The sequence below is a fragment of the Corynebacterium sp. KPL1818 genome, from assembly GCF_000478135.1.
Classification (GTDB): domain Bacteria; phylum Actinomycetota; class Actinomycetes; order Mycobacteriales; family Mycobacteriaceae; genus Corynebacterium; species Corynebacterium accolens.
In genome coordinates this window covers 413,424-439,813 of sequence record NZ_KI515759.1, presented here as the reverse complement: position 1 = coordinate 439,813, position 26,390 = coordinate 413,424, and the positions used below count along the sequence as shown (strand labels likewise).

22 protein-coding genes are annotated in these 26,390 nt (G+C 59.4%); 3 read left to right on the top strand and 19 right to left on the bottom strand.

The window, feature by feature from the left end:
* Positions 1 to 42 precede the first annotated feature (42 nt).
* The 4 genes from HMPREF1261_RS07795 to rimM form a co-directional block, all read right to left on the bottom strand.
* Positions 43 to 633 carry a hypothetical protein gene (locus HMPREF1261_RS07795; RefSeq protein WP_023030548.1) on the bottom strand — a complete coding sequence of 197 codons (591 nt, stop codon included), beginning with the start codon at positions 631 to 633 and terminating at the stop codon, positions 43 to 45.
* Positions 634 to 731: 98 nt separating this feature from the next.
* Complete coding sequence (locus HMPREF1261_RS07790; RefSeq protein ID WP_232207999.1) at positions 732 to 1,046, bottom strand: hypothetical protein; 315 nt, start codon at positions 1,044 to 1,046, stop codon at positions 732 to 734.
* 65 nt (positions 1,047 to 1,111) lie between these two features.
* A complete protein-coding gene (gene trmD, locus HMPREF1261_RS07785) occupies positions 1,112 to 2,002 on the bottom strand; it encodes a tRNA (guanosine(37)-N1)-methyltransferase TrmD (protein WP_005283663.1) in 891 nt (296 codons plus the stop codon).
* Entirely contained in the window at positions 1,999 to 2,496 is a 498-nt protein-coding gene (rimM, locus tag HMPREF1261_RS07780; protein WP_005283666.1) for a ribosome maturation factor RimM, read from the bottom strand. The genes trmD and rimM overlap by 4 nt, the downstream gene beginning before the upstream one ends.
* Before the next feature lie 86 nt (positions 2,497 to 2,582).
* Between rimM and HMPREF1261_RS07775 the strand changes: the two genes are divergently transcribed.
* Together HMPREF1261_RS07775 and HMPREF1261_RS07770 are read left to right on the top strand one after the other, a co-directional pair.
* Entirely contained in the window at positions 2,583 to 3,008 is a 426-nt protein-coding gene (locus HMPREF1261_RS07775; protein ID WP_034658182.1) for a cupin domain-containing protein, read from the top strand.
* Between the two features lie 29 nt (positions 3,009 to 3,037).
* Positions 3,038 to 3,742: a TetR/AcrR family transcriptional regulator gene (locus HMPREF1261_RS07770; protein WP_005278630.1), complete on the top strand. Its 705-nt coding sequence runs from the start codon at positions 3,038 to 3,040 to the stop codon at positions 3,740 to 3,742.
* Between the two features lie 144 nt (positions 3,743 to 3,886).
* Here HMPREF1261_RS07770 and rpsP read toward each other — a convergent pair whose 3' ends face one another.
* Positions 3,887 to 4,387 carry a 30S ribosomal protein S16 gene (gene rpsP / locus HMPREF1261_RS07765; protein WP_005283672.1) on the bottom strand — a complete coding sequence of 167 codons (501 nt, stop codon included), beginning with the start codon at positions 4,385 to 4,387 and terminating at the stop codon, positions 3,887 to 3,889.
* A gap of 357 nt (positions 4,388 to 4,744) precedes the next feature.
* Between rpsP and HMPREF1261_RS07760 the strand changes: the two genes are divergently transcribed.
* Positions 4,745 to 7,012 carry an acyltransferase family protein gene (locus tag HMPREF1261_RS07760; RefSeq protein ID WP_023030546.1) on the top strand — a complete coding sequence of 756 codons (2,268 nt, stop codon included), beginning with the start codon at positions 4,745 to 4,747 and terminating at the stop codon, positions 7,010 to 7,012.
* Positions 7,013 to 7,097: 85 nt separating this feature from the next.
* Here HMPREF1261_RS07760 and ffh read toward each other — a convergent pair whose 3' ends face one another.
* The 14 genes from ffh to mutM form a co-directional block, all read right to left on the bottom strand.
* Entirely contained in the window at positions 7,098 to 8,738 is a 1,641-nt protein-coding gene (gene ffh / locus HMPREF1261_RS07755; RefSeq protein WP_005278622.1) for a signal recognition particle protein, read from the bottom strand.
* Positions 8,739 to 8,789: 51 nt separating this feature from the next.
* Positions 8,790 to 10,922, bottom strand: a complete 2,133-nt coding sequence (locus HMPREF1261_RS07750; RefSeq protein ID WP_023030545.1) for a [protein-PII] uridylyltransferase — start codon at positions 10,920 to 10,922, stop codon at positions 8,790 to 8,792.
* A gap of 6 nt (positions 10,923 to 10,928) precedes the next feature.
* Positions 10,929 to 11,267 (bottom strand): P-II family nitrogen regulator, encoded by a 339-nt coding sequence (locus tag HMPREF1261_RS07745; RefSeq protein ID WP_023030544.1) that lies wholly within the window; start codon positions 11,265 to 11,267, stop codon positions 10,929 to 10,931.
* 230 nt (positions 11,268 to 11,497) lie between these two features.
* Complete coding sequence (locus HMPREF1261_RS07740) at positions 11,498 to 11,866, bottom strand: Na+/H+ antiporter subunit G (protein WP_023030543.1); 369 nt, start codon at positions 11,864 to 11,866, stop codon at positions 11,498 to 11,500.
* Between the two features lie 3 nt (positions 11,867 to 11,869).
* Complete coding sequence (locus HMPREF1261_RS07735; protein ID WP_023030542.1) at positions 11,870 to 12,160, bottom strand: hypothetical protein; 291 nt, start codon at positions 12,158 to 12,160, stop codon at positions 11,870 to 11,872.
* Positions 12,157 to 12,690 carry a monovalent cation/H+ antiporter subunit E gene (locus HMPREF1261_RS07730; RefSeq protein ID WP_005278609.1) on the bottom strand — a complete coding sequence of 178 codons (534 nt, stop codon included), beginning with the start codon at positions 12,688 to 12,690 and terminating at the stop codon, positions 12,157 to 12,159. The genes HMPREF1261_RS07735 and HMPREF1261_RS07730 overlap by 4 nt, the downstream gene beginning before the upstream one ends.
* Complete coding sequence (locus HMPREF1261_RS07725) at positions 12,691 to 14,232, bottom strand: monovalent cation/H+ antiporter subunit D family protein (RefSeq protein ID WP_023030541.1); 1,542 nt, start codon at positions 14,230 to 14,232, stop codon at positions 12,691 to 12,693.
* The gene (locus HMPREF1261_RS07720) at positions 14,232 to 14,708 is read right to left on the bottom strand and encodes a sodium:proton antiporter (RefSeq protein WP_005278605.1); all 477 of its coding nucleotides are present in this window, start codon (positions 14,706 to 14,708) and stop codon (positions 14,232 to 14,234) included. The genes HMPREF1261_RS07725 and HMPREF1261_RS07720 overlap by 1 nt, the downstream gene beginning before the upstream one ends.
* Positions 14,708 to 17,689: a DUF4040 family protein gene (locus HMPREF1261_RS07715; protein ID WP_023030540.1), complete on the bottom strand. Its 2,982-nt coding sequence runs from the start codon at positions 17,687 to 17,689 to the stop codon at positions 14,708 to 14,710. Before HMPREF1261_RS07715 ends, HMPREF1261_RS07720 begins: the two co-directional genes overlap by 1 nt.
* A 249-nt stretch (positions 17,690 to 17,938) precedes the next feature.
* Positions 17,939 to 20,077 carry a signal recognition particle-docking protein FtsY gene (gene ftsY / locus HMPREF1261_RS07710; RefSeq protein ID WP_023030539.1) on the bottom strand — a complete coding sequence of 713 codons (2,139 nt, stop codon included), beginning with the start codon at positions 20,075 to 20,077 and terminating at the stop codon, positions 17,939 to 17,941.
* A gap of 54 nt (positions 20,078 to 20,131) precedes the next feature.
* Positions 20,132 to 23,662, bottom strand: a complete 3,531-nt coding sequence (gene smc / locus HMPREF1261_RS07705) for a chromosome segregation protein SMC (protein ID WP_023030538.1) — start codon at positions 23,660 to 23,662, stop codon at positions 20,132 to 20,134.
* Between the two features lie 57 nt (positions 23,663 to 23,719).
* On the bottom strand, positions 23,720 to 23,998 hold the full coding sequence (locus HMPREF1261_RS07700; RefSeq protein ID WP_005278595.1) for an acylphosphatase: 279 nt from the start codon (positions 23,996 to 23,998) through the stop codon (positions 23,720 to 23,722).
* An 18-nt stretch (positions 23,999 to 24,016) separates the two neighbouring features.
* Complete coding sequence (locus tag HMPREF1261_RS07695) at positions 24,017 to 25,519, bottom strand: sodium:alanine symporter family protein (RefSeq protein ID WP_023030537.1); 1,503 nt, start codon at positions 25,517 to 25,519, stop codon at positions 24,017 to 24,019.
* 53 nt (positions 25,520 to 25,572) lie between these two features.
* Complete coding sequence (mutM, locus tag HMPREF1261_RS07690) at positions 25,573 to 26,388, bottom strand: bifunctional DNA-formamidopyrimidine glycosylase/DNA-(apurinic or apyrimidinic site) lyase (RefSeq protein WP_023030536.1); 816 nt, start codon at positions 26,386 to 26,388, stop codon at positions 25,573 to 25,575.
* Positions 26,389 to 26,390 lie beyond the last annotated feature (2 nt).

Genomic DNA, 26,390 nt, shown 5'->3' with positions numbered 1-26,390 from the left:
CACGCTACAAGCAGGAAGAAGAGGAGTAAAAGACGCCCCGATTTAGTGGATGACTACCTCGGCCCGATCGCCGCCGGTGCAGCTTACCCGCGAGGAGCTGCCGGAGCAGTACATCGTATAGGTACCACCGGTAGTAGGAGAATAAACGCTCAAGGTGGCATCCGTTCCGCCGCCGGCCACCCAGTTATTCATGAAAGTGTTGTAGACGTTTTTGGCAAAGGCCTCTGAGGTTTTGCTCGTGGCCGCGTAATAGCTTGTGTAATCGCCCCACGAGTGCCCATTGCCGCTGCTTGCAGCCGCCTGTGCTGGTGCGGGCGCGGGAGCCTGTTCGGTCTTGGTCACGGTAGCTTCACTGCCAGACTTCCCGTCTTCCTTGGCATCGACCTTGGTGGAGTCAACCTTTTGCTGGAATTGGCTTTCCTGCGCGGTGGCGCTGGACTTATTGCCATTTCCCTGCACGAAAAAGAATGCGGCAGCAGCAACGGCCAATAGCGCCACAACTCCCAAAATGATCGCCGCAATCATGGCCCCATTCCCGCCGCGGCTCTGTTGCGGCTGGGAATACGCGGGGTACTGGTTGTACTGCGGCTGTTGGTTGTATCCGCCAAAGTCATTTCCATTGGGAGAAGTCATGCGAGAGATCCTTGGAGAGCAAGTAAAAAATGCGAGTAAATGCTGCACTTACAGTAGCACTACCCAGCATCGATACACGTTTTTCTAGAGAGCTTTTCTTAAATTTCTTCGGAGGATTCTGCGCTCCATACGGGCTCGGCCGACCACGCGAATTCGGTATGGCCAATTTCCGTGCTCCCCAACCACGCCGCGGTGGGCGGTAGGCACTCAGCAACCACCGGCGCGACGGAAGGCAGGGCTGCTGTGGTATCGCCATTGACGATGACCCGCCACAGCGGCGTTCCTTCCGCCGCGGTTCCATTGCTGAAGGCATATTCTTGAGCCAATGGGCTATCTTTCGGCGCCGATGGAGCAACCACGGTGGCAAAAATATTTACCGGCGTAAAACCTGCATCGCGTAATTTCTGCGGCATATCTTCCTGGCATCCTTCCCATTCTTCCTGGGTCATCAGCACAGAAAGATCCACGCTGACCTGCACTACTGTGACTCTCCTTCAGATTCACGCTCGCGCACGTGCGCTAGATATGCCTTGTCCGCTTTGCTCAATTCCACGTGTTCCAATAACTCGGGGCGGCGCTGCCAGGTGCGCTCCAATGCTTGTTCCCTGCGCCACCTATCTACCAGCCCATGGTTTCCAGAGGTCAGGACCTCCGGCACCGCAAGCCCGCGCCACTCCCGCGGCTTGGTATAGCTCGGTCCCTCTAACAGGCCATCAGAAAAGGAATCCTCCTCATGCGAGCGCTTATTGCCCAATACCCCGGGGATAAGGCGGACGACGGCTTCTGCAATCACCAATACGGCGACCTCCCCACCAATGAGCACATAATCCCCGATGGATACCTCCCGAACGCGGTAGCGCTTCTTTGCATCTTCAACCACGCGCTGGTCGATGCCCTCGTAACGCCCACAGGCAAAAACAATATGCTCCTCGGTAGACCATGCCCGCGCATCCGCTTGGGTAAACGGCGCCCCAGCCGGGGTGGGCACCAGCAGCAGCGGGAGATCGCCATCCTCACTGGCGTCCTCGTGCTCCTCGTGCGCCGCATCGGCGCCATAGGCCCGAGCTTCGACGCCTTCTACTTCATCGTGGCGCGGGCGGTTGAGGTGCGGTAGCGAGGACTCGAGGGTGGGCGCGGTGGTCCCGAGTGCGACATCGTCAAGCGCAGGGCCCCATACCTCAGGCTTCATAACCATTCCTGGGCCGCCGCCAAAGGGCGAGTCATCGACCGATTTATGCGCATCCGTGGCCCACTGCCGCAGATCGTGCACGCCCACCTCAAGGCGGCCCTGCTCGATGGCCTTGCCCAAAAGGGCGTGGCGCAGCGGCTGCAGGTATTCCGGAAAGATGGTCACGACATCGAGCCTCATAGGTCCAACAGCCCTTCCGGGGGTTGGATGGTGCACGTGCCGGCTTCCACATCGACCTCTGGGACGATGGCATGGACAAAGGGAACCAAGGCGGAGCTGCCCGAAGCCAGCTCAACCTCCAAGAGGTCTTGGCTAGGCCCGTGCACGACGGAAACCACAGCGCCGATATCTTCCCCGTCGCGGATAACGCGCAAACCTTCGAGCTCATGATCATAAAAGCCCTCGTCATCATCTTCTAACGGGGCGGCGAAAAATTGGGTGCCGCGCAGGCTATCCGCTTGGGTGCGATCGGCAATTTCCTTGCACGTCACCAAAAGCCTGCCCTTGTGGCTGCGCACCGCAGAGATGGTCAACTCGTGTTCCTTGCGGCCCTGCCTTCCCTGCAGTTTTTCTCCCACTGCAAAGCGCACCTCAGGCTCATCGGTGGTGGGTTCTACCACCACTTCTCCCTTGATACCGTGCGACTTAATGACGCGCCCAATCATCAATTCCATGGCGCAAAGTTTACCGCATGCACCCCGTTGCCTTTATCTCCTGCCGCGTTCCCCACAATCCCGCCGCCAAGGATTAGGCTTGTGGCATGAACGACTCACCCAACCCTGCTTCCGAGCCACGCGGTGCACATCAGGAGGCACCGCACTCGCCCTTGATTGACCTTGACCTCGTAGCCTTGGCGCCTGCCACCGATCCTGAGCGCAAGCGCCCTGGGGTCAAGCGGGTCTTGAACGGTGAGCGCGCCAACCTCATCCTTTTTAGTTTTGCCCCTGGTCAAACTTTGCCGGATCACAAGGCCGCCCACCCGATTATCGTGCAGGCAATACGCGGTGAAGTGAATTTCACCTGCGGGGAGAAAACGGTCACCCTATCCCCGGGTAATATGGTGCACTTGCCGGCTTATACAGTACATAGCGTTGCCGCGCCCCAACCGGATGTTAATTCGGATTCGCCCGCACAACAGGCGGACGCGCAGCCTGCACTGATGCTTTTAACGATGCTTACGGGCTAATTGAAATACACACACGGTTAGGACAGATTTTGGATACAACGCAGTCTCATAACAAGCCTTATCACCACGGAAACCTCCACGACGAGCTGCTGCGCATCGCCGTGCAATTAGGCAAAGAAAAAGGTCCTGAGGCTATTACCATCCGCGCCGTGACCCGCGCGGCAGGAGTGTCCCCTACGTCCGCTTACCGGCACTTTAAGGACCAGGAAGAGCTACACGATAAGGTGGCCGAACTCGCCACCGATGAGCTTGTGCGCCGCCTGCACCGCACCACCAATGAAGCTGGTGACCTTGCCTTCCCCGATCACCTCGTGCAGATAGGTTTTGCCTACCTCGACTTCGCCCTGGATGAAACGAATTTCTTCCGCTGCATGCTGGAGTGGAAGGCGCTGCGCTTTATGCTCGGCGTGGATCCGTCAACCCCCGATGATCCAAAAAGCGAACACCTGAACCTGATTCAGCGCTACTTCGATCTCTTGGCCCGCCATGCGCAGGCCCGAGGCCAAACGCCCAAGAAAGAATACTTCCTGCACAATAGCTTGCTGTCCTGGTCCGCCGTCCACGGTTTTACCGTGCTTGCCATTGACGGCCCCCTGTCCAAGCTGCCGCGGGAAGAAATCTATAAACTTTTCAAGCCCGTCGTCGCAGGTAGCCTGCGCGGGATGGATTTTGAAGATCCGAACGATGTATATGGCAATTACCCCGAACTGCGCCCACACGATGGGGAGCATTAGGCACTAGCCTGCGGCGGCCGCGCGCTGGCAAAGCGCGCAAAATCCCCCACTCGCCACCGTATGTCAATGCAACGATGGCAGGTGGGGGATGAAGTTTATGCAAGCGCCCTCTTATTGGTAGAGGGCGCTAGAAACCCGAGCAGATTACTCTGCGGACTCCTCAGAAGCTTCTGCTTCAGCGTCTGCCTCGCCGGCAGCAGCAGCGGCAGCCTCAGCTGCAGCAGCCTCTTCAGCTTCCTTCTTCTTCTTTGCTTCTTCCTTGGCCTTCTTCTTTTCGGTGATGGCCTCGATGGTTGGGCCGTTATTAGCCTCAGCCAATGCCTCGTTGAAGAGGTCCAGCTTGGACTTCTTCTCCTCAGCAACCTTCAGGGTGCCCTCTGCGCCCGGCAGGCCCTTGTGCTTCTGCCAGTCACCGGTGACCTTCAGCAGTGCCAAGACCGGCTCGGTGGGCTGTGCACCAACGGACAACCAGTGCTGTGCGCGCTCGGAGTCGATCTTGATGAGGGAAGGCTCTTCCTTCGGGTGGTAGATGCCGATGTTCTCGATGACCTTGCCGCTGCGGCGGGTACGAGCATCAGCGATAACTACGCGGTATTCAGCGGCGCGGATCTTACCTACGCGCTGCAGTTTAATTTTGACAGCCATGATGGCTCCTTTTCTAGTCACTGGGCAGTTCAGACACGCGCCTTTTAGCGCGCCGGTTCAACCCTTGGATTTTATCTGCGCGTGACGTACCGGCCGACCGTAGACGGGAACGGTGTTACGCAGAATGAAACGTCTCATTATCAGCAGCAATTCGCACCGCTGCGATAACCTGAACCATTTTAGCGTGTGCAGGCAGTATTTTAAAATCTCCGCTTCCCTACGCTTAGCCTGGGCTCGTTATGCTTCCGAGACCTTTAAAGAGTACCCTTATGAGCCGAATGCAATCCTTTGACCCTGAAGGCTTAAAAGTACGCCGCGTTTGTGCCTCCCACGGACAAGCGCACGAAATGACGTTTTATGACAACAGATTCCCCACGCAACTTTCGATATCGCTATGACCTCGACGGTCTGCGCGGTATCGCAATTGGCCTCGTAGTTATCTACCACGTCTTTGTCGGTCGTGTCTCTGGCGGCGTGGATGTCTTCTTACTGCTTTCCGGTTACTTCTTCTTAGGCTCGCAGCTGCGCTATGCCGGCAAGCCCAACGCATCTTTGAACCCCTGGTGGCCAATCTGGCGCACGTTGCGCCGCTTGGTGCCAAGCCTCGTTTTAGTCATCGGTGTGACGTATATCTTGGTGCGCCTTTTCACCCCGCAGCTCATGCGCACTGAATTTACCCAGCAAATCACGGCAACCATGCTGTACTACCAGAACTGGGAGCTGGCCCGCCAAAACGCCGACTACACCGCGGCCGCCGCCGATACTTCCCCGCTGCAGCATATGTGGTCGATGTCCGTGCAGGGCCAGTTTTACCTGATGGGCATTGCTTTCGCCCTCATTCTGGCCGCGATAATGAAACTGCGCCCGCAGGAGTCCTCGCTGCGCACCAGCCGCTTCCCCACGGTCAACCAGATTGCCGGTCCCATTCTCATCGTGGTGACCATCGCTTCCTTTGCCTATGCCTCGCGCCATGGGCTGCACGGAACGCCGGAAAACTACTACTCCACGTGGTCGCGCGCCTGGGAGCTGACCCTCGGCGCGGTACTTGCTATTTACGGCTCCGCCTGGAAGATTCCGGCCCGTTTTTATGACCTATTTACCGGCCTCGGCCTTTTCATGTTGGTCTTTACCGGCGCCATCATCGCAGAGACCACCGCCTATCCAGGTCCGCTATCGCTGTTGCCTCTGGGCGGCGCCGTGCTCATCATCTTGGGCGGTGGCGGAAAGATCTCCAAGGCCATGGCTTCTGGAAAGGCGCGTTGGCTAGGCGATGTCGCCTATCCGCTATACCTCTGGCACTGGCCGCTGCTCATTTTGTCCACCTCGTACTTGGGTCAGCAGACCCCGTCGTGGTGGCTGGGCATCATTATCATTGCCATCTCCCTGCTGCTTGCCGATGCCACGCACCGCCTCATCGAGCGCCCCTTGCGCCAGCACCGCAAGCGCCCCTTGGCAGAGGACCTTCCAGCCCACAAGGCAATCTCCGGCCTGTCCACCCGTGCCGGGGCCGGTCGGGCCATCGGCGGTGTCGTGGTCGCCAGCTGTGTCACCGCACTGCTTCTCATTCAGCCGCTGTGGCTGCGCACGCTGAATATCGCCGATGCGGAGATTCTCAACCCCAAGCAATATCCGGGCGCCACCACGTTCATTAATGACATCACCCCACCAGATGGCGTAGAGATCAAACCTGATCCCATCGTGGCCGGGGGCATCCAGCCGCCGGTCGCCGCAAACTGGTGCTTTGTTCCCGATAGCCAGCCCGCCGATTTCTTCTTTGAAACCCGCAGGGACGGCAAGACGCCATGCATTTTCGGCGATACCAATTCCGAAAAAGAAGTCTATTTGGTGGGAGGATCCCACGCGGAGCAATACTCCTCTGCCCTCGACCACTTGGGCCGCGAGATGGGCTTTAAGCTCGTTCCTCTCTTGCGCCAAGGCTGCCCAATCGAGCTTGGCGATGACGTCACGGTCAGCCCCGAGTGCGCCGAGTGGGGCGAGCTGGTCATGGACCGCATTGCCGAAGCCCACCCAGCGCTGGTTATCTCCAATACCACCCGCCCGCAAAACGAATATGGGCATGGCCCCGATGCGGTGCCCGCCGGTTACCAAGCCTTCTGGGATGAGCTGTCCAAGCGCGATATTCCCTTCCTTGGCTTCCGGGATAACCCGTGGGGATTCGACGAGGACGGAGAGCCGCGCGAATTCGATGAGTGCTACGTAGCCAACGAGGATGCTGTGGGCTGTGGCATGCGATTCGAGCAGGTCTACCAACCTTATGATCCAGGCGCTGTAGTCCTATCGCAGTATGAGAACATGCTGTCCCTCGATACCGCGCCGTGGTTCTGCGACGCCAATGGCGATTGTCCAGTGGTCATTGGCAACACCATGGTCTACCGCGATATGCACCACATCACCAATGCCTTCGCGGATTCCGCGATACCGATGATCCGAGAAGCCCTCACGCCCTTCTTGAACGGCGAAAAGGTCCAGCAAGAGGCGCCAGAAATCTCCCCCGAAGAGGCAGAGGCAGCGCTAGAGGAATCGCCGGCTGCCCCCACCACCGGTGGCACGCGGCGCGCCAACCCGGTGCCGTACCCCAATACCCCGGAAAACGATCCGGTGTAAAAGACCGAGCGCGGCCAGAATACAAAAAGGTGGCCCCATTACCTGTGAAGTAATGGGGCCACCTTTTATTTATGTTTCTGCGCGGCTACTTTTTGCCCTTACCAAAGTTGAGGTTATCGAGGTCGATATTCTCCATGCCTTTGGGCATCTTGGGCATGCCGGGGATCTTTCCACCGCCAAGGCCACCGGCACCGCCGGCGCCGCCCATTTGCTGCTGCAGCTGCTGTAGCTCTTCCATCGACGGCATACCGCCGCCCATGCCCGGCATACCGCCCGGCATCTTGGGGCCGCGGTTGCCACCGCCGCCCTTGCCCTTCTTGCGCTTGCCGTTTTTGCCCTTGCGGCCCTTGGGCTTCTTCTTGGTGGCAGAGCGACCGCCACCGCCCATGCCAAATTGGCCGGCCATCTTGGACATCATCTTCTTGGCCTGGTTGAAGCGCTCGATGAGCTGGTTGACCTCAGATACGCTCACACCGGAACCATTGGCGATGCGCTTGCGGCGCGACGCGTTCAGAATCTTTGGGTTCTCGCGTTCTTCTGGGGTCATACCGCGGATGATCGCCTGGATGCGATCCAGCTGCTTTTCATCCACCATGGCGGCCATCTCATTCATCTGCTTGCCGCCAGGCATCATCTTCAGCAGGTTGCCAATCGGACCCATCTTGCGGATCATCAGCATCTGATCAAGGAAGTCATTCAGCGTGAGCTCGCCGGAGCCCAGCTTGGAGGCCGCTTCTTCGGCCTTCTGGTGATCCAAGGTGGCTTCCGCCTGCTCAATCAGGGAGAGCAGGTCACCCATGCCCAGGATGCGGCTGGACATGCGCTCTGGGTGGAAGACATCGAAATCATCGAGCTTCTCACCGGTAGAGGCATACAAAATCGGTTTGCCGGTCACCTCACGAATGGACAGCGCTGCACCACCGCGGGCGTCACCATCCAGCTTCGTGAGAACCACGCCGGTAAAGTCCACGCCATCGCGGAAGGCCTCCGCCGTTTGCACGGCGTCTTGACCAATCATGGAATCGATGACGAAGAGAACTTCATCTGGGTTGACGGCATCGCGGATATTGCGCGCCTGCGTCATCAAGGTTTCATCAATACCCAAGCGGCCGGCGGTATCGATGATGACCACATCGTGCTGCTTCTGCTTTGCCTCAGCAATACCGCGCTTGGCGACGTCCACCGGGTCCCCGTGCGAGGTACCCATCTCGTGGTCATTGGAATCCAGGGAGGTGCCTGGATCTGGGGCGAAGGTCGGGACCTCCGCGCGCTCGCCGACGATCTGCAGCTGCTGCACAGCGCCTGGGCGCTGCAAGTCACAGGCCACGAGCATGGGGGTGTGCCCCTGCTTCGTGAGGTGCTTGGCCAATTTACCGGCCAGGGTGGTTTTACCAGCACCCTGCAGACCGGCCAGCATGATGACGGTCGGAGGATTCTTGGCCAGGTTCAACCGGCGGGTTTCGCCGCCAAGGATCTCAATGAGTTCCTCATTGACGATCTTGACCACCTGTTGGGCGGGGTTGAGCGCCTCAGAGACTTCCGCGCCGCGGGCGCGTTCCTTGATGCGCTTGATAAACCCGCGCACCACCGTCAGAGAAACGTCAGCTTCCAGCAATGCCAAACGAATCTCACGAGTCGTGGCGTTGATATCCGCCTCAGTTAATTTGCCCTTGCCGCGCAGGCCCGCCAGGGCTGACTGTAGGCGGTCTGATAGTGAGTCAAACACTACGGATGCGCTCCCTTAAATTAGATCGATCTAAAGTTCAATTATTCAATCTTAGTCCCTAGCCAGGGCCCTGGTCACATTCCCCACCACCTGGGCGCGAGAAACCGAAGCGCCAAAGAAAACGTGCACAATCATCGTGGCACCCAGGATCTCATGGCGCAGCCACATAAACTCCGGCAAAGCCTCCACCAGATAGCCCAACGCGCCTATCCTCTCCACGGTGCGAATCTCTAAGATTCCGCCCACGTTAAACGCCGCCGTCGTGGGCTCACCTGCGATCTCAGGAAGCTCGGTATATGTCCGCGAATTATAGGACTGGATAAACCGGTCCGGTTCCGCGGCCTCTCTCAGCGTCTTTTGCACGGTGCGGATGACAAATTCCGCCTGATAGTCACCAGCATCACCGCGCACGAAATTGGCCCGCACGATGGTCCACCCCAGGGCAGATATCAACGCAAAAATGCGCTTAAACTCTGCCTTATTGGCGCCGGACCAAGTTACGGTGACCACTTCCTCTTGCCAATCGACCGCCAGGCCTACCCCGTAATCGTCCTGGGGAACGCGAACTAGAGGGCGGGTAACTATGCGCGGCTTATTTGCTTCCAAAGCGCGGGCCACGATAAGGCCCTGCGCCTGTGCGGTGCGAGCAGACCACACGCCAGGACCCGTCGATAAGGCATCCGCCTTGGATAAGGTCGCAAGCAGCGAAATGGTCAATTGGTCATAATGGCAGGCGTTTAATAGGGCATCGCGCGCGGCATCCGAGCGCGGATCCATCGTCGCTGCCAATCGCGCCAGGCTCGTATGCTCTGCCACCACGGTTTGCACGCGGGAGATATCTGCAAGGTTAAACCGCATGCGCGCGGCCTGCCGCGCCACCATCTCTGCTCCTACTTGCTCGTGCGGGCGATCATGCCCCTTTCCCAAATCGTGATACAACGCAGCCAAGAGGAGGAGATCTGGGCGGGCCACCGATGTGCGCACCTCGGCGCAGCGCGTCACGGTGGCAACCAAGTGATAATCCACGGAATGCATGTGGCTGCGCTCTCTTGGCAGCAATCCACGCACATGACCCCATTCTGGGACCAAGCGCTCCCACAGCCCATAGCGATCCAGCTCCGCAATTACCCGTGGGGTATGGGCCGGCGAGGACAAGATGGCGAAAAAGTCATCGACGGCCGCCCGCGGCCACCGCTGCGGTGGGGGCGGTAATTCCTGCAGCGCTCGCCACGTCGCTAGCGATACGGAATAGCCCGTGCGCGCCGCGGCCGCCGCAACGCGGGTCAATAACCATGGATCTTCACAATTGGGTGTGCGGGCCAGGGAGATAACGGCGCCATCGGCCACGACGTCCACGTCGAGGGGACGTCGCACGCGGTCTCGCCCCTGCGCCGGACCAGCGCTGCGGCTACCCAAAACGCCGCGGGCTGTGGCCAAGCTACGCTCTACCGCCTCGTCGACCGCAGAGGCCGCAGTAACCAACGCCGCGGTGAGCTCATAGCGGCTGCTAAAGCCCAATTCATCAGCAACATCTGCGGCAAAGTCCGGATCCAACATATCGCGGTGGCGGCGAGCCTTGACGTGCAGCAGGGTCCGGGCATCGAGTAGCAGCCGCCGCTCTTCCTCCAGCGCAGGCAGATCACACAGGTTTCCCAGGGCTAAAGCGCGCAGGAGCTGAATATCGCGCAATCCCCCACGCCCGTTTTTTAAGTCTGGGTTGGTCATGGTGGCAACGGCGCCGGAGCGGTTCCACCGGGCGATGGCGATATCGACGAAGCTATCAAAGCCCCGCTGCAGCTGCCGCCGCCACGCGTGCAGGAGGCGCTGACGGGCGTCATCGACAAGCGGCTTATCGCCAGCGATATAAGTAAGGTCCAATTGCGCGAAGCCAGTTGAGGCATCCTGCAGGGCAATCTCCGCGCACTCCTGCGGGGTACGCAGGGCAAAGTCCAACCGATACTTGGCATCCCACACCGGGTACCACAATTTTTCTACCTGGCTGGGGTCTGGCTCGTGGTCCTCCGGGAAAATCAGGATGACATCAATATCGGAATAGGGAGTCATCTCCTGCCGGGCCACAGAGCCGGTTGCTGCTAGCGCCGTGTGCGGCGGCAGGTCCAAACCCTGGAGTATGCGCACCGCCGCTGCATAAGCCTCGCTGCGAAGAGCGGATGCTGCCACCATCTGTAATTACAGAGCGGTCTCGCCGCGCTCCCCGGTGCGGATGCGGATGACGTCTTCTACCGGGGTAATCCAAATCTTGCCATCGCCAATCTTGCCGGTATAAGCGGCATCCACGATGGCGTCAATGAGGTCTTCCACCTGGTCATCAGCGGTCAAAACCTCCAGCTTCACCTTGGGCACAAAGTCCGTGGCGTACTCGGCACCGCGGTAGACCTCGCTGTGCCCGCTCTGCTGCCCAAAGCCCTGGCTTTCGGTCACGGTAAGGCCGTGCACATCCTGCTGTTTTAATGACTCCCGGATATCCGGCAGAGTAAACGGCTTCACAATGGCGGTAATAAGTTTCATTTAATCCTCCTGAAGAAAAGTAAAATTCAGCGGCCAAACCTGGCGCGGATATGCTGCGTTCTAGTCTAGCCCCGCCCAACTTCCGAATGTGCCCGAATTACGGTGGCAATCGGCAAATTACGGCTGGCTCCCCGCTGCATTAAGCACCGCGGCAACGCAAAAGAAGCGCGGGCCGCACCCCCTCCTTGGAGAAGGTACGCACCCGCGTTACTCATGAGGAAAGAACAACCCTAGATTTCGTCTTCATCTGCATAGACGGTCTGGATTTTCTCATTATTGTGTTTGGCGTGCTTGACGTCAGTAACCGCAACGCCATAGATGGAACGCCCCAAATAGAACGAGCCCACCGAGCCGATAATCCACACGCCGAAGCAGGCGATGAGGCCTTTGATAAGAAGGCCCAAAGAAAAGCCATCTTGGCCAAAATCCACCACGAGCTTGGCGAGGATAATAAGCGGCACCGCCAAACCCACGGTCGGGCCCATCAGGTTGGCACGGGTCAAGGCATCCGGCGCGCGCCACAAGGAGACCACGGTTGCCACCACGAGGATGGTGGCGACAATGAGCAGAACCGAAGCAATAATCTCGTAAACAGTCATGACTTATCGCCGACCTTTCGAAACAATGCGGGCCATAGACAAGGTCGGCAAAATACCGGCCGCGATGGCGCCAATCAGGGCAATGTCATAAGCCAAGGGAGCATTGTTGATCATTGACCAGCCGAGGTACATGCAGATCATGCCGTAAAAGACGATGTCTGACATCACCGCGCGGGTGAGTTCATCGCGGGTGCGCAGCGCTAATAGCACCCCGCACCAAGCGGCCCCGCCCATGATGAACACGCACACTAGTACAACCCAACCGAATGGGGACAATGTTGCAAAATCAATCATCGGTCGGTCTCCTTCCTGCGTTGAATTTTCCGGGCGAGGTGCTTGGGCTTTTCGACGTCCGCTTGGCTCTCCGAAAGCGGAGTGTCCTCCGCCCGCGCGAGATCCGGCGAGCGCATATAGCGGCCCAGGGTATCCAAGGGGAATTCATAGAAAGCCTCATCGAGCTCCGTCGTATCCCCTTGCCCAGGAACGCCATAGTCGATGCTCTTAACGCGCGGTGCCAAGTGCTCTTCCATATCGGCCAAGTCAGCCACAATCGCCGCAGGATCGGAACCCTGTACCGCTTGTACTAGCACGATGCGAGGCAAGCCCTTGCGCGGTGGTTCGCGCAGTCCCAACGACAGCGTGCCAGGGGTAGCGGTAATGGAAGAGGTGAACCAGAAAATCTCCCAGGCGCTGGTAACGCGCAGTGGATACCGGATGATCACCGGGTGGTATTCGTTATCGGGCTTAAATGCTGACATCGCCAGGGTGAACCCAGCAACGAAAATCTCCTTGATGAGCCAGAGTGCATAAGCTACGGCATGCATTTATCGGCCCTCCTGAATGTCATCGATATTAGGTAGTGCGGCTGAATCATCACCCAAGATGGTGTCAGTATAAGCCGTCGTGTCCAGCAGTTGCTCGGCTGCGGTTTCCACCGCATCAATAACCACGCCGGAGAAAATGAACATGCCCAGCGAGACCAAGATGAGCGCTGCGGAAGGAGCCATCAATTTCTTGCGGATGATGAGCTCATCTGGAACCTTGTCCGAGGGCAAATCGTGACCCCAGAAGGCTTCGCGCCAGACGCGCAACATCGCCAAGAATGCGGCGAAGGAAGCGATGATGATGGCGACAATCGCAATCCAGGCCCAAGCGCCGCCGTTGCGGGCGACCTCGAAGACGATCATGAGCTTGCCCCACATGCCGGAGAATGGCGGGAAGCCCACCACGGAGAAGGCACCGGCGGCAAAAATCCAGGCGATGATGGTATCGCGGCGCGCGAGGCCGGATAGCTTGGTCAAGTCACCCGTACCGTAGGTCTCTTCGATGGCACCGGACGCCAGGATCAACGAGCCAACGGTCACCATGTGGTGAATCGTGTACATGATACCGGCGGCCAGGGCGCGGCTCGGATCCTCCGAAGTAAAGGCCAGCATCACCAAGATGAACGGCATACCGTTGAGCATCTGGTAACCCAGCACGCGGCGAATCGTCTTTTCGGTCAGACCACCAAAGGCGCCGATCATCATCGAAATCAGCATGAGGACGATGATAAGGACGTTCCACCGCTGCTCGAGATCAAAAAGCTGCACGTACAGCCGGTAGAGCATGTAGACGGCGACCTTCGTGTGCAGGCCGGAGAAAAGGCCCATCACTGCGGCCGACGTGCCTGGATAGGTACGCGGCAGCCAAGACTGCACCGGGAAGACACCGGCCTTGGCGGTAATCGCAATAAGGATAATGCCCGCGGCGACGGTCACCGGGCCGTTGCCGGCGGCGGCTCCCTGCAAGGCAGCTAGGTTGACCGAGCCGGTGACGGAATAGATATAGCCGACACCAACCACCAGCAGCGTGGAGGCAAAAAGGTTAACGAGGACGAACGCGCGTCCTGCCGCCAAGCGCGACCACGTACCAGACATGGTGATAAGGCCGTAGGAAGGCAGCAACATGACCTCAATGAACACGAAGAAGTTAAAGAGGTCAGCGGTTAGCAGCGCACCGCATACACCGGTGATAAGAATCAGCGTGAGCGAAGGGTAATAACGGGATTTCGTCTCCCCGCCCACGATGGCGAACCAGTTCGCGCCAAAGGCCACGATCATCGTGGTGATGATCATCAGCGCGGAGAAGGCATCCGCAACGAGCGGAATACCCACATTGCCTACGTAGAGGCCCACGGTATGCGCCACTACCCCATTGTTCATGGTGTAGATCAACAGTCCCAGGCCGGCGAAGACACCGACCCCGGGGATGATGAGCATGATCGCATCGCGGACGGCGCGCCACGGCGCCAGCAAGGCAAGAGCCGCGGCAATGAGCGGAATGCCCGGGAAAAGCGGAAGAAGTTGGGCTACAACATCAGCCATTATTTTTCATCCTCCTTCTTCCTATTTACCCCGCGCTCAGCCACGGGGGTGTCGTGGTCTACCCGACCAATGCGATCGAGCTCATTCGCGGATTCTTCCAAAATCGCACGGTTTTGGGCATCGCGGCCCAAGGTAGAAAATGCGTGGTCAATGGTGTTGTCATCGACGGGTTCTACAACATCGGTGTCATCGTTTTTGCCCATCGCAGCCATGGTCAACAGGATGGTCGAGGTTGCCATGGAGATAACAACTGCCGTCAGAACGAATGCCTGCGGTAGCGGGTCGGCCATTTGATCGTGGGGTACCTCTGAGGGAAACGCTTCACCTCGGTAGGAGTACACGCCAGTGGCCAACAAGGTCAGGTTGGCACCGTGGCCGAATGCCATCATGCCCAACACAATGCGGACCAAGCCGCGTTGCTGAATGAGATAGACGGCGCCACCGATGAGGATGGCGATAGTTAACGCGAGAATCATTACTTCTCCCCTCCTCGGTTGGCGTTAGAACGGCGACGTTGCTTTGTCTTTGTCTTTGCCTCTTTGGGGCTCAGCAAAGCGAGCGGATCCGTCGACGGGTTGATTGGGTCCGGATACGGATCGTCCGCATCCTCAACGGCAATGCGCGGCGTGGCCGGCAGGGCCGAGTCATCGTCATGAATCCACGGCAGGAAGTCCCGCTCAGTACCCGGCCTGAGGTAGCCGCCCAAGGCGTTGATGGCCATCGTGAGCATGCCCAACACCGCCAGGTAAATACCGAGGTCGAAGATGAGGGACGTCGTCCAGTGCTGGCCAAAGGCTTCGCCGTGCAGGGCAGTGAGGAAACCACCATTGCCAAAGCCGTCGTGCCAGTAGCCAATAAAGCCTGCCAATAGCGCCGTAATGATGCCAATGCCGGTCAGATGCACTGGGGTCATCCGGCCGAAGACGATTTCATCGGAACCGCGGGACAGATAGGTCAGGCCAATGGCCGCACCCATAATGAGCGCCGCGGGGAATCCGCCGCCGGAGGCATTGTGCCCGCGGAAGAAGACGATGACGGACATGATAATGAGCAATGGAATGACAATATTGATTCCCTTGCGCAGCGGCACGGAGTTCAGCTGCGACTGACCGAAAGGCGCCGGGCGCGTACCCGAGCTGAACGGGAAGCGCGGCAGCGTCGTGGTAATGGCTGCGATAACGACGGCGGCCATGCCCAACACGGACAGCTCGCCCAAGGTATCGAGTGCACGGAATTCCACGATGATAGTGGCCACGACGTTATCGCCACCCGTGATATCCGGTGCCTCGTCGAGGTACCACAGCGCCAAATCCGAGCGTTCGTGGCGGCCCATCAGGCCCCACACTCCGAGGAAGGCAGCGATACCGGCCAATACGGCGATAACGATGGAGCCTACCCTGCGGGATTTATCAGTAACCGGCTGGAAGGTCTCCGGCAGGTAACGCAGCACCATCATCATGACGACCACGGACAGGGCTTCCACCATGAACTGGGTCAGCGCGACGTCCGGTGCACCCAAGAGGAACATTTGCAAGGTAACGCCGGTACCTGCGATGCCGATCATGACGGCACCAGTAAGGCGGTTCTTGGTACGAACCAGCCCGAATACGGACAAGGCAATGATGCCCAACGGCAGCAGGTCCCACGGGTTATCGAGACCATCGACGCGCGGTTGCAGCGGTACGCCGTCGACGCCCTCACCGAACAAGGTAGTACCGGCGAGGACGATAATCACGATGACGATCGGCAAGATGTGCCGGGACGGGTTGTGGGAATCGGACATCTTGCCCAATACCTGGCCGAGCTTGGCGCAGCCATCCTGCAGGCTTTGCAGGAGCTCGTTGCCGCTGCGCGGCATGAAGTTCCGGCCCTCGAAAGCCGGCCACATCTTCTTGCGGGCAAAGAGACCAGCGATACCGGCCACCAGCACGAGAATCGAGATGATGAATGGCACGTTGATTCCATGCCATACCGCAAGGTGAGAATGCGTTTCCATGCCCACGGCGCCAACGGCATGCTCCAAAGGCTCATCGAAGATGCCCAAGACGAAGACGAGCGGCAAGGACATAAAGCCCGGCAGCGCCGCGGGAAGCCATAGGGCAACTGGGGCTTCGTGGACATCGTCCATAGAGCGCGGCCCATCGAAGAATGCACCGAAGACGATCTTTGCCGAGTAGGTGAAGGTAAAGAAGGCACCGATACCCGCCACGGCAAGCAAGATTGCTTGGCCTGCGCCGCCAATGGGGGCGTCTTCGAAGGCGGTAAGCATGCCTTCCTTGGACACGAAGCCCAGCAGCGGAGGAACCGCAGCCATGGAGGCGGCGCCGATGACGACGGAGCCAAACGTCCACGGCATCTTATTCCACAGCGGGCCAAGGCGACGGATATCGCGCGAACCCGCTTCATGGTCAATGACGCCGATGAGCATGAACAGCGAGGACTTAAAGAGCGCGTGTGCCAAGGTGTGCACCAGTGCTGCCCCAATAGCGAACGGGGTACCGACACCGATGGTGGCCACAATCCAACCCAGGTGAGACACGGTGGAATAAGCGGTCAGCTTCTTCAGGTCCGTCTTTTGCACCGCGAATACCGCGGACATAACAGCCGTGCCCATACCGACGACGATGAGCACCCAGTTCCATACCACGACATCGTAGAAGACCGTGGAGAAGCGAATGAGCAGGTAAATACCCGCCTTGACCACGGCTGCGGCATGCAGGAACGCCGAGACAGGCGTAGCGGCGGCCATGGCTTCTGGCAGCCAGAAGTGGAATGGGAATTGAGCGGACTTGGTAAAAGCAGAAGCCGCGATGAGCACGGCAACGCTCGCGGTCACGCCGGGGCGCTCATCCCATACCGAGGATGCGAGGATCTCAGAAATGGTGGTCGAACCGGTGGTCACTGCGGCGATGCCCAATGCCGTCAATAGCGTAAGGCCACCGATGAACGTCAGGATTAAGGTGCGCTGTGAACCCGCCTCTCCCCCGGAGCCAGAACGCGCAATGAGCATGAAGGAAGCCAAGGAGACAAGCTCCCAGGCGAGGAATAGGACAACAACGTCATTGGCCAGAACCAGCAACAAGATGGACAGCGTAAACGCCGTCATCAATGTATAAAAGCTCGTATTTCCCTCATTTTTCGGGAGATACGCTGCCGAGTAGGTCAACACGACAGCGCCAATGACAAGAGCCAACATGGCGAAGAAGATGCTCAATGCATCTCCACGCAGAGCGAAACTTACATCAACCCCCGGTGCAATAAAATCGCGTACCCAGGTGGCTTGGAAACTGAGTTCCTCCCCCGCTGCAATGGCAGAAAAATCCTTAGCAATGAGCACCGCTGCGATGAGAAAGAGGACGGCTAGTGGATAGCCCGCCTGTCGGTCCATGACCTTTACGGTCACCGGTGCCAAGATCACTGCCAATGCTGCGAGGAGGACAGCAAAAAGTAGCGTCACGAAATACTTGCCTCACGAACCTTGGTCTTGGATTGGTGCGAATTTCGCACCGAATCACTAAATACAGCCCTACCAGATTACCATTGCTCACCAGCCCAATGCAGATCACAGCAATCCACGGCTCCCCATGCTCGCAGGACATACCTGCAAGGCACATAGGCGCGAAAAACTCCCCAGCACCCGCGACTACTTCATTTTATGAGCAGCCGGGTACTGGGGAGTTATCTAAAACGGTTGAGGGAGAAGACCCTATTTCTCACCTAACAAGGCATCGACGAATCCTTCGACTTCGAATGGCGCAAGGTCATCGGCGCCCTCACCCAAGCCCACAAGCTTGACTGGAACGCCCAATTCCTCTTGTACCTGGAAGACGATGCCGCCCTTCGCCGTGCCATCCAGCTTGGTGAGCACCACGCCGGAAATATCCACGACCTCGCGGAAAATGCGAGCCTGTGCCAAGCCGTTTTGGCCCACCGTGGCATCGAGAACCAAGAGGACCTCATCAACCTCGGTCTTCTTTTCTACGACGCGCTTGACCTTGCCCAACTGATCCATCAGGTCCGTCGAGGTGTGCAGGCGGCCGGCCGTATCGACCAAGACGACATCGACCTGCTGTTCCACGCCGGTGGCCACGGCATCAAAGGCCACGGAGGCTGGGTCTGCGCCTTCCTTGCCGCGCACGGTTTCGGCGCCCACGCGGCGTCCCCACGTTTCTAGCTGGTCTGCAGCCGCAGCACGGAACGTATCTGCCGCACCCAACAGGACGCTGTGGTCCATCGATACGAGGACGCGGGCGAGCTTACCGGTGGTGGTGGTCTTACCGGTGCCGTTGACACCCACGACCATGACAATGGCGGGCTTTCCGTCATTGGGCATCGCGCGAATGGAGCGATCCATTTCTGGGTGGCAGGCCTCGATGAGGCATTCACGCAGCATGGCGCGGGCCTCTTCCTCGCTCGACACGCCACGCTCAGCAATCTTGTCGCGCAATGAATCGGTGACCTTCATCGTGGACTTGGTGCCCAGATCCGCCATGATGAGGGTATCTTCGATCTCCTCCCAAGCGTCTTCGTCCAGATCGCCGGCGGAAAGAATTCCCATCAGGCCTTGGCCGATGGCGTTCTGGGAACGAGAGAGTCGCCCGCGCAGACGGCCGAGGCGGCCTCCTGCCGGAGCGATGTCTTCGGTGGGCTGGGCCGCCGCAGCAGGTTCGCCATCTGGCACCGGGGTTTGTTCCTTAGCTGCTTCCGCAGCATCCGTTTGTGCATCGGCTGCAGCCGCAGCCTCTTCGGCTTCCTCGCGGTTATCAACGCGTTCTTCGATGTGGTCAGCGTCTTTATCATCTACCACCGCATCGAAGACCGGCGATTCGTCTTCTACCTCGGCGGCCTCGACGGATACAACGTCTTCCGGGTCTTTTTCTTCATGGTCCGGCTCGCCGCGGTGCCGATCGTCTGAGCCTTCTGCTGCGGGTTTCTCGGCTGCAGCTGGGGCGGATTGCTCGCTGCCCTTTACTTCTTTATCCTCTACTTCCGCCTCACCGGAAGCAGGTGTGGAAGCCTGCGCGGAATCCGGCTTATCAGATTGGTCAGTTACCTGATCTGCAGGTTCCTTATCCGCATCATCTGCGGCGGATTCCTGGCGGTCACCAGAGGCTGCAGAAGCGGCGGAGCCGACTCCCCCAGCTGCGGCCGCAGCGGCAGCGGCCGTACCGGCAGTGCCCTTACCTTCAGTCTTATCCGCCGCAGGCTTATCCGCGGCAGGCTTGGACTCCGCTTCCGAAGTGGAAGCAGACTCGGATTTGGACTCGGACTTAGCCTCATCGCCAGCGACGTCGGCTTTTCCTGTGTCCTTATCCTGCTTGGGTACGTCGCCGTCTTCTGCAGGTTTCTTGGATTCCGCGGGCTCTGCGGACTTCTTCGGCTGCTCGTCAGCTGCAGGTTCTTGGCGCTGCGGTTCTTCCTGCTTGGCCTCCTTTGTGGAGGCAGCGTCCTTATCCTTAGCCGGTTCAGGTCGCTTGGCCGCCGGTGGCTCTTCGCCGTTGAGCTGTGCATTGGCGATATCGGTAGCGCTCGGCTCCGATTGCTCCGATTTCTCCGAGGACTCCGGCTGCTGCTCCTGCTTAGCCTGCTGTGGCTGGGCCTGCTGCGGCTTCTCCTGCGCTACCTTTTCGGGTTCTTTTGAGCCCGCTGGGGCAAAGTTGAAGCCAGACTTGGCCTGGTAATTGCCGGACTTTTGCTCCTGCGTTAGCTGCTTGGGCTCTTCTTCCTTGGGTTTCTCGAAAGAAACCTTCTTGGATTCACCGCGCTTTTTGCCAATTGCAATAAAGACGACAATCAGCACAATGACAACGATTGCTATGCCGATCCATAACCATAAAGAATTCATGCCTCTATAGTGCCAGCCTTTCGGGCTTGCGGCACAAAAGGGAGGCGAAAACTTCTATTCCGTTGACTGCGGCGTACCACCTGAGTGCGGCGCATCAACCCCAAGCCGCGTCGCATCCCGGCTTGCTTGCTCGGCTCCCGGCGCGAGCCCGGCTGGATTCATGCGCTGGGAGATGACCCGGGTGATGCCATCGCCGCGCATGGTTACGCCATAGAGGACATTGGCCACATCCATGGTGGGCTTTTGGTGCGTGATGACGATGAGCTGGGAATCCTTCCGCAATTCCTCGAATAGGGCGATGAGCCGGCGCAGGTTGACATCATCAAGCGCTGCCTCGACCTCATCCATGACGTAGAACGGGCTGGGGCGCGCGCGGAAGATCGCCACGAGCATGGCCAGTGCGGTAAGGGATTTTTCGCCGCCGGAAAGCAGCGATAGGCGCTTGACCTTCTTGCCTGGCGGCCGGGCTTCGACCTCAATGCCGGTGGTGAGCATGTCTTCGGGCTCGGTAAGGATTAACCGGCCCTCCCCACCCGGGAAGAGGGTGTTGAATACCTTGGGAAATTCCGCTTCCACATCCCGCCAGGCATCGGTAAAGAGCTGCAGGATCTGCTTATCCACGTCCGAAATTACCCCGGCGAGGTCCTTGCGGGCTTGGATGACGTCATCGAGCTGCGTGGACAGGTAGCTGTATCGCTCTTCCAGCGCCTTATATTCTTCCAAGGCCAAGGGGTTGACCTTGCCCAGCGAGTTCAGATCCTTTTCTGCCTGCTGCAGCCGCGACTTTTCGGCGCTGCGGTCGAAATCTTCGCCCGGGGTGAAATCGCGCAAGAGGTCAGCGATGGCAATGCCCAGCTGTTCGCCAATCTTTTTCTCGGCTTCATCCAGGCGCACCTGCGCCTGCGAGCGGGCCAGTTCTGTTTCATGCGCCCGCGCGGTTAGCCGGTCGCTATTTTGGCGTGCGGCCGATACCGCCTGCTTGGCTTGCTGCAATTGGGAATTTAAGGAGTTGCGCTCGTGCAAAAACTCATCGCGCTCGGAGGTGGCGCGGCTTAAAAGCTGGTTCGCCCGCGCGGCCAAATCCTGTGCGTGTCGCGCCACTGCCGATGCCAATTGCCCCTGCGCCTTGCGGCGAGCCATGGCCTGTTCATGGCGGGCCTTCGCCTGGCGTTCGTGTTGGGCCTGACGCCGTAAATTATCGGCCTTGCCGGCAACTTGGCCCACGCGCTCTTGCGCCGATCGGGCCGCGACTTGGGCCTCCATTTCCATGGACTTTACCTCTTCCAGCGCGGCCGAGGCGGCGTCCCTATCGGCGGACGAGGGCTCGTCTGGTTGATCGTCGGCGTCGACGCGGGCGAGCCTATCGCGGGCATCGGCAAGCTCCTGGTTGGCTTTCTGCAGCCGGATCTCGATCTCAGTGGCGCGCTGCGCGGATTTTTCCAGCTCCGCCTTATTCGCCTCGTACTGCTTCTCCAGGCGGTGATGATCGCGCTTCCAGGCATCGACTTCGGTATCGTGCTCCCGCAACGCGGCCTTGGCGGACGCGGCCGTCACGCGGGCATCTTCGGCGGCAATCTTTGCCCCCTCCAGGGTGCCGGAAAGCTCATGCAGGGCTTGATTTGCCTGCTCTAGTTCTTCTTCAGCCTCCGCGATGCGGGCGGTGACCTCCACCGTGGACGAGGAGCCGGTGCCGACCTCGACCCAGCCTTCGCCGATGACAACCCCGGACGCGGTCACGGCGCGCAAGCGCGGATCGTCGGACACGAGGCGCCGGCCGTGGGCAATATCGGGGACGAGGACGACATCGGCAAGCAGCCTGTGCAACGCCGCCGAAACCTCAGGCTGTACCGTGACGTGATCCAGCAACCAGGAGGTCTGCGGCGGCAGATCGGCATCGACGCGCCACGAGCTCGCAGGCGCTGCCGCCGCCGCATCCAGCAGCGCTGAGCGCGGGCCCTTCTCCAAATCCGCAATCAAGCCCTCGGTCAACTGCCCTGCCTGCGCCTCCGCAAAGGTGCCCAACGCGGCCGCAACCGCCGATTCATAGGTGGTGGAAATATACGCGGCCAATGGCTGGAATTCTTCGCCCACCTCGACCGACTCGGGGATGGTCTGGGACAGCGTATCGATGCGGGACCGCAGCGTATAGACACTGCGCTCGCGCTCGCGCTGGGCATCGCGGAGCTGCTCCAAGCGCTTATCGGCCGCACCGGACTCGCTGGCAGCCCGCGTATGCGCCTCCTCCAAAGGCTGGCGCTCCGCGGCATAATTATCCAACTTCTGCGCTACCTCAGCGGCTTCTGCCTGCGCATTCTGGGTGCGGCGCTGCAGCGAAGCCACGGCCTCTTCCTGCCGCGCCAACTCCTCTTCCGTGCTGGCTACCTGCCCCGCCGCCTTTTCCTCGGCGGCAAAAAGGCGCACCACGCCCTCGCGGCGGTCCGCAATAGCGCGCACCTGCGCCATATGTTCGTGCTCGGCGGCCTCGAACGCTTGCCGACGCTCCGCCACTTCCTCCCGGATGCTTTCTAACCGCTCCGCAGCTTCTTCTGCCGCCACCAGGAGTTCCTCGTGCTCCTCGTCCGCGCGCGCTGCCTTGGCCTCTAAATCATCCGGATCCTGGCCGGCATAAGCGACCTGGGACCCGGCATTATCCGCCCGCTCCTCCGCGATGCGCTGGGTCGCCGCAATGCGCTCGGACAAGGTGGAGAGATCAAACCACAACTTCTGGGCGGATTCTGCCTGCGGATTGACCTCCTCTAGCTGGGTTTCCAGCTCCATTTGGTGCTCGGTCGCCTCTTCGAGCTGCGCCGTGGTCTCTTCCACCTGGGTGGATAGGGCCGTCGCGGTCTGCTCGGCAGCGGAAAGCTTCTGCCGCAGGCCGACGATGCGATCTCCGGCCAGGCGCAGGCGCGCATCGCGCACATCCGCCTGCACTGTTGCCGCGCGCTGGGCGGCTTCTGCCTGCCGCGCCAAGGGCTTGAGCTGTTTTCCCAGCTCATCGGTCAAATCCTGCAGGCGGTCCAAATTGGCCTGCATGCCCGTCAGCTTGCGCTGGGCCTTTTCTTTGCGGCGGCGGTGTTTGAGGACGCCTGCAGCCTCCTCGATATAGGAGCGGCGATCCTCGGGGCGCGATTCCAGGATTTCAGAAAGCTTGCCCTGCCCCACGATGATGTGCATTTCCCGGCCAATGCCGGAATCAGAAAGCAGCTCCTGGATATCCATCAACCGGGCCTTTGCCCCGTTGATTTCGTATTCGCTCGCGCCATCGCGGAACATGCGGCGGGTAACGGATACCTCGGAGTACTCGATGGGCAGCGCACCATCGGCATTATCGATGGTGAGCGTGACCTCGGCCCGGCCTAATTGCTTGCGGTCGCCTGCCCCGGCGAAGATGACGTCTTGCATCTTGCCGCCGCGCAGGGTTTTCGCGCTGGCCTCTCCCATGACCCAGGCAAGGGCATCGACCACGTTGGACTTACCGGAACCGTTCGGGCCGACGACGGCGCAGATGCCCGGCTCAAATTTGAGAGACGTCGCCGACGCGAATGACTTAAAGCCTTTGAGCGTCAGCGATTTCAGGTGCATTTGGGATAGTGTAGCAAGCCTTTAAGACACGAGCTGCAGCAAGCATTGGGTTGGCTATTAGCGCTCAACAAAGCCGCTTTCGCCCTTTGCGTCCGCCCACTGCTCGACCACGAGATCGACGCTTCCGGGGCGGCGGGTAGTGCTCGGTTGCTCCTGCAATAGTTCCAAGAGCTTCTCGCAGTCTTTGCGCGGGCCCTCAGCAACAACCTGCACGCGGCCGTCTGCCAGGTTGGTCGCATGCCCAGAAAGGCCTAATTCCAGTGCGCGCGACCGCGTCCACCAGCGAAAGCCCACACCCTGCACGGTACCGTGCACAAAAGCCGTCATTCTTTCCATGCCACTGCACCTTCCTTATTAGTAGCGATCGGCTTCGCCGCGATCGCGCAAGATTTTGCGGTCCGCATCGCTGCGGCGAGTCACGGGGTCAGAACCGTCCCAGCACTCCACACCGGGGACATCGGGAAGCATATCGCGGTGGAAGACCGGATCGATGCCCTTACTGCGCTGCTCGTTGAAGTTCTTTAACAATTGAATGGCCACGCCGGATAGCGGAACAATGGCGATGATATTCAGGATCACCATCGTCGCCGCACCGGTATCCGCCAGGGCGAAGACCAATGGCAGGGAGCCTACTGCGCCGAACCAGACGAAGAACAGCACCACAAGGCGGAAGGTATTGAGCACCGTTTTATTGGTGGTGAGGTATTCCAGGTTGGCCTCTGCCAAGTAGTAATTGCCCAAGATGGAAGAAAAGGCCAGGAAGAACAAGATGAAGCTGACGAAGTGAATGCCCCAGTGGCCAACCTCGGCGGACAAGGCCGCCTGGGTAAGGGAAACGCCCTCGGCCTCTTCGCCGTAGGCCACCTCCGGGCCGAGCAAGATCAGGAAGGCGGTAATGGTACAGACTACGATGGTGTCGAAGTACACGCCCAAGGTCTGCACCAGACCCTGCTTGACCGGGTGGGAAACGGTGGCCGTCGCCGCCGCGTTAGGAGCAGAACCCTCGCCGGCCTCATTGGAAAACAGGCCGCGCTGGATGCCCTTCATCATCGCGGCGCCGATGCCCGCGCCGGCGATTTCCTTAAAGCCGAGCGCGTGGCCGATGATATCGCCCAGCATGCCCGGGACCTTGTCAAAGTTCGTAATGACCACGAAGCCGCCGATGAGCAGGTACGCCAGGGCCATAAACGGAACGACCACCTGGGTGATATTGGCAATGCGCTTTACGCCGCCAAAAATGATGAGGCCCGCGGCAATCGCGATGATGATGCCAATGATGGACCCAAAGGTGGCATCGTCTTCGCGGTCGAAGGAAAAGGCTAGGGCCTCTGCGATGGCGTTGGTCTGGAAGGAGTTATAGACCAAGCCGAAGGTAAAGACGATGGCGATAGAGAAAAGAACGCCGAGCGGGCCCCAGCCCACCCCGCGCTTCATGTAATAGGCCGGCCCGCCGCGGTACGTATCGCCATTGCGGACCTTCCACAGCTGCGCCAGGGTGGATTCCACAAAAGCGGTAGCGCCGCCGAGGAGGGCGATGATCCACATCCAGAAGACGGCACCAGGACCGCCCAGCGAAATGGCCACCGCGACGCCGGCCACGTTGCCGGTGCCCACGCGCGAGGCAGCAGAGATGGTAAATGCCTTAAATGCGGAGATTCCCCCGCTTCCTGCGCCCTCATCCTCATCGTCGGTTTTGGGGCGCTCGACCACAGCGCGCAGCATATCGGGCACCTTACGGATCTGCACCACTGCGGTGCGCGCACCGAATAGAAGGCCCGCTCCAATGAGCAGCCAGGGCAGGATGTATGTCCACACGCCATCGTTAAATGTCGTGACGACATTTTCGAGAAATTCCATGCGGATTAATTTACTGCCTGAAGGTGCACAACGTGAACCTCACAGGTAAAGCCCTATTGGCAGTGGGGGCAATAATGGCTCGAGCGGCCACCGATAACACTTCGCTCAATGAGCGTGCCGCAGCGGGAACATGGCTGGCCAGCGCGGCCATAGGCCGCAAGTGAGCGCGCAAAATAGCCGGATTCACCGTTGACGTTGACGTACAAAGAATCAAAGCTCGTTCCCCCCGCTTTGAGGGCGGCAGACATCACGGTCTGTGCCGCGCTCAATAGCGCCACGGCATCTTTCTGCCGCAGCGCCGAAGCCTTCTTGCGCGGTGAAATGCGCGCTGTCCACAGCGCTTCATCGGCGTAGATATTGCCAATTCCAGATACCAGCGTTTGATCCAATAGCGCCGTCTTTACCGCGGTTTTCTTCTTCCGCAGGCGGCGCGCGGCGCTGGCGATATCAAAATCGGGTTCCAGGGGATCTAAACCAATATGCGAGATCGTGGACCAAGGTGCATACAGCCAGTATCCAAAGGTGCGCTGATCCACGAAGTGCAGCTCGGTGGCATCGCTAAGTACTACCGTGATGCGGCGGTGCGGGGAATCAGTGTGGCCGATGCGCAGCTGCCCCGACATGCCTAAGTGAATAAAAAGCACGTCGCGGTGGCTATCCATCGGGTCCTCCCCCACGAATTCCAGCCACATGAATTTGCCGCGGCGGGCCACCGCGGCGATTTCCTTGCCCACGACAAGACCCGCCAGGGGTTCATCTTGGCCGCGGTTCGCCCGCGGGTGCGCAATGTCTACCGATGTAATTTCTTTACCCACGACGTAGGTTTCCACCCCGCGGCGCACCGATTCCACTTCGGGCAGTTCTGGCATTA